This is a genomic window from Acidiluteibacter sp. (assembly GCF_055129545.1).
This window is the reverse complement of the sequence record NZ_JBSRUB010000011.1, coordinates 66,677-78,468: the sequence shown is the minus strand read 5'-3', so window position 1 is coordinate 78,468 and position 11,792 is coordinate 66,677. Positions and strand designations below refer to the sequence as shown.

Genomic DNA, 11,792 nt, shown 5'->3' with positions numbered 1-11,792 from the left:
TGACATTGATGATTTGATGAAATTGTGTACGGCAGACATTACTACCAAAAACAAGAAGAAGCAAAGTCAATACATTCAAAATTTTGAGTTGGTTAAACAAAAATTGATCGACATTGAAGAAAAGGATATGCTAAGAAATTGGCAACCGCCAATCAGTGGAGAGGAAATTATGAATACCTTTAAACTTAAGCCTTCAAAACCTGTTGGTGAAATTAAGAATGCCATTAAAGAAGCAATACTAGAAGGCGACATTCAAAATAACTATGAAGAAGCTCATGACTTTATGATCCAACTAGGACAAGAAATGGGACTTAAATTAGATAATAAATAAGGCTATGAAAACTTTCACACTTCGTGTAATTCCTGAGACTGAAAAAGTCGTTTATCGCGACATTATAGTGAATTCATCAACTAATTTTTATGAGTTGCATGAAGCAATTCTAGAATCCTTCAAATTCACTAAAGACCAAATGGCTTCTTTCTATGAAAGTGATGAAGACTGGAACCGAGGTCAAGAGATCAGCTTGTTTGGGATGGAAAATGGAGAAGTTTTGGAAATGTCTGAAACCAAAATCGACAGTGTTTTTTCTGCCATGAACCAGAAAATGATTTATGTCTATGATTTCTTAGCCATGTGGACTTTTTCCATTGAAGTAATGGAAGTAGGAGAATTCGACCCTCAATTAAATTATCCGGCAAAAGGAAGAAGTTATGGTGAGGCTCCAGAACAATCTTCTCGTGATTTAGATGGTAGCGACGCAGAAAGTATTCTGGTAAATGCCATGTTTGACGATGGCAACGGAGATTACGAAGCACTATTCGACGATGATGATGACGATGACATGTTCGATGATGATCGATTTGAGAGTTTAGATGATTACGATGAGTACAACTAAAAAACTCATTGTTATTGTAGGGCCTACCGCAATCGGAAAAACAGCTTGCAGCATACAATTGGCCAAACATTTTAACACCGTTATACTCTCAGCAGATTCTAGACAATTTTATAAAGAATTAAGCATAGGGACTGCAAAACCTTCTAAAGAAGAGATGGATGGAATTCCACACTTCTTTATTAACTCTCACAGTATAACAGAAAATTTTAATGTCAATGACTTTGAAAAAGAAGCATTGGTCACCCTTGATGAAATTTTTGAACAAAAAGACACCGCTATTTTAGTTGGTGGCTCAGGAATGTATGTGGATGCCCTCTGCTATGGAATGGATGATTCCATGCCTGATCCAGATGAGAAGATTCGGATGCGATTGCAAAACCAACTTGAAATGAATGGAATTTCATCCCTTCAAGATGAACTAAAACAATTGGATCCTGTATTCTACATAGAAATTGATCTAAATAACAGCAATCGATTAATGCGGGCAATCGAAGTTTGTCTGATTACAGGAACACCCTACTCTACTCTTCGAAAGGGCACTATTAAAAAGCGACCATTTGAAATCATACGAATTGGATTGGAAAAGGAACGCGAATTGATTTATGATCGAATCAATCAGCGAGTGGATCTAATGATGGAAAATGGATTGCTCGATGAAGTTAGATCTATTGTAGATTTTCGTCATCAAAATGCTCTTAAAACAGTAGGTTATCGTGAACTATTCGATTATTTAGATGAAAAAGTTTCATTGAGTGAAGCTGTTGAAAAGATAAAAGTGAATAGCAGGCGGTATGCAAAGCGTCAATTGACTTGGTTTAAAAAAGACAAGAATACTCGATGGTTTATGCCAGAACAACAAGAAGAAATGATTAATTTTATAAGGTCTTATAAACTAAGAAATGGATAGAATTGATCAAATTTCTGAAATGCTTGCCAAAGATCCAAAAGATACTTTCTTGAGGTATGCTCTTGCATTAGAATATGATAAAAAAGGAGATTCTAAAACAGCCATCAACCTTATCACTGAACTTTTAGAACGTAATCCTGAATATTTAGGAGCGTATTATAAATTGGGGCAGTTATTCGAAGAAAAAGACGATTTTAAAAAAGCCATCGCCATTTATAAAAAAGGTATCGTGCTTGCAGAAGCAAATAAGGACAATAAAGCGAAAGGTGAATTAAATGAAGCGCTTTGGTTAATTGAAGACGAAGAACAGTAGTTCTTTTTTAACTTTCTTTCTTTTTCTTGCCGAAAATTATTTTCTTATACTTCTCAACCAATTCACTAAAATTATTGAACTCTTCTCGATAAAACAGGCCTGCCCCTTGTGTATAAGGACTATTGTTGATCAACAAACTGTTGTTATTCGAACGATTGAATCCTCTTAACCGAAAACGACCATCTTTACTGATTTTATATTCCACTGAAAATTCGCCAATCAAACCGGAGTTAGACTCTGTATATTGATAATTATTTGAAGAATAGCCCACGTTACCATCCAAAGTTACCCGGTCATTAAAAATCTGTGTTGAAAGTGCCACTTCATATTCATCACTCGACAACTCATCGCCAGGCCGATAGTTAACACCGATATCCACATCATCACTAATTCTCGATAACCAGTTACTCAATTGATTGGACAATAGTTCTGAAGAGCTAGTTGCCCCCACATTGGCATGTTCATACTGCTGGTTCAATCCTGTGGGACGAGCAAAACGGTTTAAAATCAACAAAGAGAATACTTGTTTATTCATCTCTTGTTTATTCACCTCTGATGAATTAACATATAAGACACTGCGAAGCTGTTGCTTCGTTTGTTCATCTGCGGTTGGCAATTCAATTTCAAAATCGATATCCGGGTTCATCAACTTCCCCTCCATATTCAACTGCAAAGTAACCGGAACCCGACGTTTATAATTTCTTAAAGTATCATCAGGTAAAATGTCATATAAAGATGACCTTAATTTATACACTGCCGACAAATCCATATTGGCTTCAAAGGGATCTCCATTCCAAGTAATTTGACCGCCTTTTTCCAAAATAAACTTCTTATTGATTAGATTCTGTAAAGTAAAGAGGTAATCTCCTTCATCTATCACATATTGACCATACATTTCGAAATCACCTAAAGTGGTAATCTGCATCTTTATATTCCCATTCCCTCTGCCTTTGATCACATCACCAATTTGTTCATCGAAAATCAATCGCACTTCCGCATCTGGTGTAACTGTCAAGTCAAAATTCATGACAATTCCATTTAAATTAACCTGATATTCGTCAGCACCTTTAAATACTTGATTTTTCTTTACGAAAGTCAAGAAATCAGAGCTATATACTTCAGACTCCTCGGACAAAGGAATATTTAACCGTGTATTCTTATCCGTGGTAATATTCATCTCAAAAATAAGGTTGTCTGCATATCCACTGATGTTGGCCAATCCACTCACATTGGCTCTACCGTAATACAATTCGTTATCGGTGACCTGTGTATTCAAGGCTAAAAAATTATCTACCTCCAATCCAATGTCTAAACTAAAATTCTCATACTGTTCATGAAAGGCAGTACCCGTAGCCAATGCAAAATTCCCCTTTTCATCATAAATTTTTATCAAGTTGAAACCAAAGAAATCAGGTTCAATAATCACTTCATCGTTTATAACATAACTGGTATTCAAATAATCAACTTTGAATTTAGCTTCATTCAACTTCAATTTCCCTTTTAATTGGGGCAATGAAATATCTCCATCCAAAACCACTTTTCCGTTGAAAGTTCCTGATACATTACTCAAATAATCAGTAGTATACTGCTCAAAAATTTGAAGTGGTGCTTTATTAAAGACTGCAGTAATCAATACATTATCGCTCTTATTGTTTGGGAAATAACTGCCATTAAATCTAACCATGGGTTGATTGATATTTCCTAAAGAACCAACAGATTTAATTTCTTTTTTTTCAAGATCATAAGCTGTTTTTAGTATTCCTCTCCCGATGTAATTTCCATTGATAACGAATTCTTCCAAATTGATGTTTGAGGTAAGTATGGGTTTATTGTAGACATCCTTTAACAATACATTCCCAGAAACAGCGCCTTTCAATTGTACTGCTGATGCCGGAATAAAAGTTTCCAAATAACTCAGGCTCATTTGCTCAACAGATATAATTAAGGAATCTTTTGGATTTTCACTTATTTTACCTTCCACAATAAACTCTTCAATTGAACTACTTATTTTCAATCTGTTAATTGCAATGGAAGTTGAATCAATCAAAATTTGATTGTCAGTATTAAAATTCCATAATGTATCTTTAATTATGATGTAAGAATTCTGGAATGTATTGGTACTTTTTGAAAATCCATCAAATACTGTGTTTAAATATAAATCTGCTTTATATTCTTTAAAATCATCGTTTTGCCACGTCAAATAGGTCTGAACACTATCATTTGCAGAAATTATTCTCAAGTTAATATTCTCCAACTCTGTGCTATCAGTAATCACCAACCGCTTTATAGAGGTACTTAAAACTAATTTTTCAGAAGGACTTTCGCCAGTTATTGTAATGTTCTGAAGTTTAGTCCCATTTATATTTATCGTTGGAACAAACCCGTAAAAATTAATCAACTGGTTACGGCTATTGTAATTTCCATTGAATCTAGATTGAGGAGCTATTTTTAAAGTAGGAAAAAATAGAGTGGAAAGTATTGATGTGTTTTTTAAGGTTAAGTCGAAGGTAAAATCTTCTTGATTAATTCGTTCGATTAATTCGTCTTTTGCTGATGGAATATAGTCCACTGCAAAATTAGTCAATGAGGGGACCAAATCACTAAATGAGAAATTCCCATTCATATTCAAGTCGGCTACATCCGAACGCAGCGTAACACTTCTCAAACTATCCGTAAAGCGATGTGCATCAACAGTGATGTTTTTGACGTAAAATGTATTTGCACTGTCTTTGTAAAAACTATTGGTTAATTGAATACCGCCTTCCAGATTATCCAATTGATTTCCGATCATATTCAATTGAGCAGTAGTAGAAATAACAAGGGCTGTATCAGTAGAATTTACCAAATTTAGCTTTACCAAATTGGCCTTATTCACATTCACCATAAAATTATAAATGGGCAACTTTCGTGAAACGTCTATCTTTCCGTTGAAATCAAAATCGATGTTTTCATCTTTTATGGAAGCCAATCCTTCGAATCGTTGATTGTTTAATAATCCCTCAATTGCTAAATTTTTATAGGTATAATTCAATAATTCTAAAGACTTTACATTTCCATCTAACTCTATATCCAAAGTTTCTTTAGTAAAACCCTTTCCTTTCACATTCGCAACTAACGTAGTCCGCTGAAGCTCCTTTTCAATTCCAAAAAAGCGTCCAACATTAAATCGATTCATTTTCACATTTCCTGTATAAGAAGGGATCTCACTATTACTTTTTAAGGAAACATCAGTAACCAGCTGACCTAAAGCTGTATTAAATTCTCCATAAGCGACAAAATCACTTATAAAACCAGTAAACGTTCCTTTAAAATCAATGTCTCCAAGAAGTTTGAAGTTATCGGGTAATTTTAAATATTCCCCAGATGAAAATGGCGTAAGTGGAATCCGCTCTAAACTACTTTTACTTGTTCTCAGCTCACTCACTTTAAGATAAATAAACGTCTCATCAATGTTAGGTAATCCTCTTAGATCAAAACTTCCTTTCAAATAAGTATCAGACAGTAAATGCATTTCAACATTCCTACCCTTCATATTTGAGACCGTACCTGACACTTTCCCAGTTAAAAACACCTTCTCCTTTAACCCTTTAAGTTCGGGAGCGAAATACGCAATGTCTTGAAAAGCTACCAACGATTCTTCAAAGTCAGTATCAATTTCAACAGCCTCATTAAAATCACTGTAACTGATATATGAATCCATTTTAAAAATCAGATGAGCATTAATATTCGAATAACTCGTCTCTAATTTCAAATTCTCTACATCCAGTAGCGTAGAATGAACTTTTGCATTTCCATTCAATTGCTTGACGCTAAAGCCACTTTTCTCGTTAAAACGTAATGATTCAATTTCAGAGAAAATGGTGTCTTTTTTAAAATAGATGGAGTGGAAAATGCCATTCACCTCCGTAACATCAAGGTGGCTAAAATCTACTCCATACTCCACTGTTGGATAACCAATATCATCATAAATAAACCTAGAATTAATTAAACGAACATCATCAAAATTAATCCTCCACGCTGCTGTAGCTGCAGTATCTACTATAATAGTATCAATTTGTGGAGGGCTAAAAAAGTCGGCAATAAAATCATAATTTGATCCTTTATGATCAGCCCATGTTTTCAGATTAAATAACCCGCCCTCTAAAGCGATTTCATTCAAATCAATGACTTGTTTCTTAATCTGCAATAATTTAAAGTTGGCGTATAATTTATCTGCATAAATCAGGGTATCTTGATCTTGGTCAGCGATATAAAACTCCTCTAAAACAATCGTTTTAAAAAACTCAACATTGATACGTTTCAGTGATACAGTTGTTTTTAACTGATCCGATAGATATACAGCTACTTTCTGAGTGATGAAGGTTTGAAAAGTAGAAAAGCGCAAAGCAAATAGTAAAATCAGAAATATCATAATGATACCTCCAATAATGACTCCTACTATTTTAAGTGCTTTTTTAATACTTTTGAACTTTAATTTTCCCGAAAAAGTTTGGGTTGCAAATTTCAACAAAATAGCACTTTATGTCGACTTCTTCACCCATTATTTTAAGCATTGAATCCTCTTGTGATGACACTTCTGCCGCAGTGCTAAAAGGCAGCGAGTTACTCTCCAACGTAACGGCTGACCAATCAGTGCACAAAGCATACGGTGGCGTGGTTCCTGAGTTAGCTTCGAGAGCACATCAACAGAACATTATTCCTGTGGTGGAGCAAGCAATCAGAGCCGCAAACATCAAAAAAGAAGAAATTGAGGCAATAGCTTTCACACGAGGTCCTGGTTTATTAGGCTCTTTGCTAGTGGGTGCATCATTTGCAAAGTCGTTTGCGATGGCTCGAAACATTCCACTAATTGAGGTTAATCACATGCAAGGGCATATTTTAGCGCATTTTATTGAAGATCAAAATAAATTGCCCCAACCGTCCTTTCCATTTTTATGTTTGACTGTTTCTGGTGGTCATACACAAATAGTGAAAGTGAGCAGTCCTTATGAATTTGAAATAATAGGACAGACCATTGATGATGCAGCTGGCGAAGCATTTGATAAGATTTCCAAAATAATTGGACTGCCCTATCCTGGTGGACCATTGATTGATAAATATGCTAAAGCTGGTAATCCCAAAGCATTTGAATTTACGCATCCAAAAGTAAGTGGGTTCGATTATAGTTTTAGCGGATTAAAAACAGGAGTGCTTTATTTTCTACAAAAAGAAGTGAAAAAAAATCCTGATTTTATAAAAGACAACTTAGCAGACATTTGCGCCTCTGTTCAGCAAACGATTGTATCCATTTTGCTAAAAACCTATCAGAAAGCATCAAAAAGCACTGGAATTAAACAATTGGCAATTGCCGGAGGGGTTTCTGCAAATTCTGAATTGAGAAAACGGCTAAAAGAAATGGAGTCAACAGATGGAGTTCAAACTTTCATCCCTCCAATGTCTTATTGTACGGATAATGCGGCCATGATTGGAATTGCAGGTTATTTCAAATTCCTAAAACAAGATTATGCACCTTACACCATTTCCCCAATGGCTAGAATGAGCGTGACGAAATAATCTAACTTTCTAGAAATTGAATAATCTCCTCCAACCCTAATTTTGTGGCCTCGGGTAATTCTTCTTCATTGTACGGATGCGCTCCATTGAAGGTATGATTGGCATTCGGGATAATTTTCAAATCAGCAGAGGGGTAATAATTCTTCAATAAATTCGCTTCGTCCAAATCGACTGTTTCGTCTCTATCACCATGTAAAATTAGATAAGGAATTTCTAACCTTCGAGCAGCCTTTTGTACGTCTAAACGGCTTTTATTGTTTTGAAAATCTTCGTAGAACTGATAGAATTGAGGTAAATTTTGTTTTGTTCTTCCATTCAAAATGTATCGAACTCCGGTCAATTTCCAAGTATTTATGGCCTTATAATCTGGCATTCTCCTACCAAAATCTGCAACAGCCGACAAGGTGATTAATCGATTGATGCGCTCATCTTCTGCTGCGCCCAAAATAGCAATTCCACCACCTCTACTGTGGCCAATTAGGTTAAGTGAATGAGTTATCACTCCTTCTTGTTGTAAATAATCAATTACGACTGACAAATCATTCAACTCTGTTGTATAATTATTTTCTCCGAAAGCATCCTCGTCTGGAAAATCAATTGGCTGGTCAATCGTTCCTCCGTTATAAGAAAAATTGAATTTCACGAAAGTATATCCTTGATTTGCAAAGAAATCTCCTATCAAGTTAAACGTGCCCCAATCCTTAAATCCCTTAAATCCATGCAGAAATAAAACAGTCCCTTTGCCAACTATTTTAGGTATTTTAAAGTCAATTAAAATAGAACGATTTCGACTACCGTTAATCACAGCACTTGAAGTTAAATAGTTATTTTGACTGTTCATTTCAAAGGTTTGATTAATTTTAAACTAAAATTTATTCTCATGAGAGTTTTATTACTTACTGCATTAGTGTTTTTATTCCAAATTGCCACCTCACAAATCAGTTATGGCGATTATCCCTACCTGCTAAATAGCGAAGATGTTTCTGAACCTATTACTAAAGTGCAGTTAAGTCAACCAAATCTTGCAGCGATTAAAGCTGAAGACGAAATTACAGATAACTACAAAGATATTCCTTGGAGATTTGGGATAGTTGAGGAAGTTGAAATCGATTTTTTTGAAAAAGCTACCATAACTATTTTATCAGACGGAACAAAGCGATACCGTTTGCAATTGAATTCAGCCGATGCACAAACCATCAATATTAATTACTCTGAATTTGAATTAGCAGAAGGAACTCAATTATTTATACACAATGCCGATTTTACTGAAACGATAGGCGCTTTTACAGCATTAAACAACCCAGAAAGGGGCGAATTTGCGACTACTTTAACAAAAGGTAAAACAGCGACCATTGAGGTATTGGAGCCAGCAAATCAAAATCAAGGATCCCGAGTTCAAATTTCTTCAGTAGTCTATGGATACAGAAGTTTGATGGACAAAGCGGCCAATTTTGGCGATGCGGCAGGTTGCAATATTGGCATTAATTGCGATGCCGGAAAACTGTGGCAAAATGAAAAAAGAAGTGTGGTATTGATCTTAAAAGCCAATAATTCAAGATGGTGCAGTGGCTCTTTAGTGAACAATGTTGAGCAAGATGGGACTCCTTACATTCTCACTGCCTCTCATTGCGGATTAGATGCTGCTACTTCTATTTTTATTTTCAATTATGAAAGCGTAAACTGCTCACCAATAACAGAAGGTAGTTTAAGTCAATCCATAGTAGGTTCTACGCTTAGAGCAAATAATTATGAGTCTGATTTTTCCTTATTTGAATTGTCTTCTACTCCACCCGCCTCATACAATGTGTTTTACTCAGGATGGGATGCTACAGGAAAAACGCCTAAAAATGCCACAGGAATTCATCATGCTAGAGGCGATGTGAAAAAAATTGCATTGGATTTTGATACTTTAAAGTCTGCAAAATACTCAGCAGCTACTTTACCAAATGGCCATTGGGAAGTCTCTGATTGGGATTTAGGAACGACTCAAACTGTTTCTTCAGGTTCTCCACTTTTTAATGAAAATCATCGCATTGTTGGTCAACTACATGGAGGAAGAGCAGCTTGCGGTAACGACGATCCCGATTTTTATGGAAAATTTTCAAACTCTTGGAATTATCAACCTGCAGCGAGTAAGCAATTAAAAGCTTGGTTAGACCCAAACTCGACAAATATAAACGTGATGAATGGATATGACCCAAATTCATCTGCTTTTTCCCGTGACATCGAATTATTCGGCTTTGATGGTCAAACTAAATATCAATGTGGTAATCCAGGAGCACAAAGTCTAATTCTTGCAAATAGAGGAAATGATACCATTTATAATTTTGAACTGAATTATAGATTAAACAATAGCACTCCAGTTACTGTTTTTTTAACAGATACCATTTTGAGAAATGAAGTAGCAACAGTAAATCTGCCTCCAATCATTTTTATTAATGGAATCAATACATTAGAAGTCTATGTTGGAAAAATTAACGGTGTTGCTGATCAAAATAACATCAATGATTCATTAATTGCAAAAATCACAGGTTTTCTTCCCAACATCAATGTCAGTTTTGATTTTAAAACTGATGACTATGGTGTTGAATTGAGCTATATAATTAGAGATTCTGCTAACCAAATTTCATTATATAATAATGGATCTTTTGAGACTAACACAGGAGGCAATGTATATCACTATGATTATTGCTTTTCTCCAGGTTGTTATACCTTAAATTTGAAAGATGTCGGTAATGATGGGTATTGCTGTGCGTTTGGAAATGGGTATACCTTAATCACTTTAAATAATGGAATGGACACCATTCTGTTCGATAACAGTTTTAGTACTTCTAGTAAGTCTATAAAATTTTGTATTTCAGACTCGTCTACATCGTTAATTGAATATACTTCAAATACCGTATTTTCAGTTTTCCCGAATCCAACGAAGGATGTTATAGAAATTAAGCTAACAGATAATATTCCAATACAATCAATTATCCTGACAGATATCAGTGGACGAGTAGTGCACTTCGTTGAACAGCCGAATGCTAGAACAATAAATTTACAGGAATTAAAACCTGCCATTTATTTCTTGACAGTGAAAACCCAAAATGGAACACACACAGGGAAGATAGTGAAGCAGTAAGTTTTGAACGTATTTTCAATTAATACATCTTACTACTAGACCTTACCTTTTGTCCTTTTTTGGTGCTGTTGCACGATTGAAATACGATAGCCATTGTCATTAATAACAATACAAATAAAATTCCTCGTTTCATAGTTGATGGTTTATCTTCCCCAAACTCCATTGTTTCTATCTCTTGGATTTCCCATTCCACTTTTAGATTTCACTCTAGAGTGCGTTTTTTTGTTTGAACTACATGAAGTTAAAATCATTGGCCCTGCTATTAAAGCGGTCGCAAGAACTAAAATTTTAAGTAATCTCATATTCGTAAGTATTCTTATGGGTTAATTAGAATTGAAAGGTAACATTAAAATTACAATAGAAAACATAAAAAAAGGAGGCATTTGCCTCCCTTTTTTATAACTCCTTAATTGTTGGTTAATTAATTTTTAATGGAAAGTTAATTTCAACATCAGTATCTCCTGGTTCACAAGTACCATCTTTTACATTGGGTTGATGCTTTAAGATCACTTGCATTGTGCCATTAAATGGCATTGCGGATCTGTCAATTGTCCAACTTGAAGTTAATCCGATTGGATATTGACCATCTGAATCAGTTTTCAAAACAGTGACTCCACTAGTTGAATTCACTTCAAAGCAAACCAAATGCTCATCAGCTTCATCCCTTACCTCCTCAGTAATATCATCTATCTCATTTGGATCACTTTCATCTAAGAATTCAATTGAAACCTGATAGGTCTTTCCTTTTTCTAATCGAATAGTATCCAATTGGATGGGATTATTTCCCCCTTCTCCATCAGGATCTCTAAATTTTGCAACTTGAGTAACTGAAGTTGATGTATCTGTATAGCTAACAAAAACAGAAGTGATTAACTCTTCTTCATTTTCAATTAATCGGGGTTGATCACCATCATCCTTTTTACAACCTACTACAGTTATTGATATTAATAAACCGATAAATAGTTGTCCGCTATATTTCTTTAAAATTGATTTCAT

Annotated in this window: 9 protein-coding genes and 1 pseudogene; 6 read left to right on the top strand and 4 right to left on the bottom strand. The window is 34.9% G+C overall.

All coding sequences use genetic code 11. The annotated features are described in order from the left end of the window. The 4 genes and pseudogenes from ACTB0X_RS05215 to ACTB0X_RS05200 form a co-directional block, all read left to right on the top strand. Nucleotides 1-331 (top strand): annotated as a pseudogene (locus ACTB0X_RS05215) (tRNA nucleotidyltransferase); the annotation flags it as partial. A 4-nt stretch (nt 332-335) separates the two neighbouring features. After that, nucleotides 336-896, top strand: a complete 561-nt coding sequence (locus tag ACTB0X_RS05210) for an IS1096 element passenger TnpR family protein (RefSeq protein WP_463023935.1) — start codon at nt 336-338, stop codon at nt 894-896. Then, entirely contained in the window at nt 883-1,803 is a 921-nt protein-coding gene (gene miaA / locus ACTB0X_RS05205) for a tRNA (adenosine(37)-N6)-dimethylallyltransferase MiaA (RefSeq protein ID WP_463023934.1), read from the top strand. The genes ACTB0X_RS05210 and miaA overlap by 14 nt, the downstream gene beginning before the upstream one ends. Then, nucleotides 1,796-2,116, top strand: a complete 321-nt coding sequence (locus ACTB0X_RS05200) for a tetratricopeptide repeat protein (protein WP_463023933.1) — start codon at nt 1,796-1,798, stop codon at nt 2,114-2,116. Before miaA ends, ACTB0X_RS05200 begins: the two co-directional genes overlap by 8 nt. Nucleotides 2,117-2,123: 7 nt before the next feature. On the opposite strand, the gene ACTB0X_RS05195 is transcribed toward ACTB0X_RS05200, so the two are convergent. After that, on the bottom strand, nt 2,124-6,623 hold the full coding sequence (locus ACTB0X_RS05195) for a translocation/assembly module TamB domain-containing protein (protein ID WP_463023932.1): 4,500 nt from the start codon (nt 6,621-6,623) through the stop codon (nt 2,124-2,126). Between the two features lie 14 nt (nt 6,624-6,637). Between ACTB0X_RS05195 and tsaD the strand changes: the two genes are divergently transcribed. Further along, nucleotides 6,638-7,669 carry a tRNA (adenosine(37)-N6)-threonylcarbamoyltransferase complex transferase subunit TsaD gene (tsaD, locus tag ACTB0X_RS05190; protein ID WP_463023931.1) on the top strand — a complete coding sequence of 344 codons (1,032 nt, stop codon included), beginning with the start codon at nt 6,638-6,640 and terminating at the stop codon, nt 7,667-7,669. 1 nt (nt 7,670) lies between these two features. Here tsaD and ACTB0X_RS05185 read toward each other — a convergent pair whose 3' ends face one another. Next, entirely contained in the window at nt 7,671-8,510 is an 840-nt protein-coding gene (locus tag ACTB0X_RS05185) for an alpha/beta hydrolase family protein (RefSeq protein ID WP_463023930.1), read from the bottom strand. Nucleotides 8,511-8,549: 39 nt separating this feature from the next. On the opposite strand from ACTB0X_RS05185, the gene ACTB0X_RS05180 reads away from it, so the two are divergent. Then, nucleotides 8,550-10,796: a T9SS type A sorting domain-containing protein gene (locus ACTB0X_RS05180; RefSeq protein ID WP_463023929.1), complete on the top strand. Its 2,247-nt coding sequence runs from the start codon at nt 8,550-8,552 to the stop codon at nt 10,794-10,796. Between the two features lie 143 nt (nt 10,797-10,939). Here ACTB0X_RS05180 and ACTB0X_RS05175 read toward each other — a convergent pair whose 3' ends face one another. Then, nucleotides 10,940-11,098 (bottom strand): hypothetical protein, encoded by a 159-nt coding sequence (locus ACTB0X_RS05175; RefSeq protein ID WP_463023928.1) that lies wholly within the window; start codon nt 11,096-11,098, stop codon nt 10,940-10,942. Between the two features lie 115 nt (nt 11,099-11,213). After that, a complete protein-coding gene (locus ACTB0X_RS05170; RefSeq protein ID WP_463023927.1) occupies nt 11,214-11,792 on the bottom strand; it encodes a hypothetical protein in 579 nt (192 codons plus the stop codon).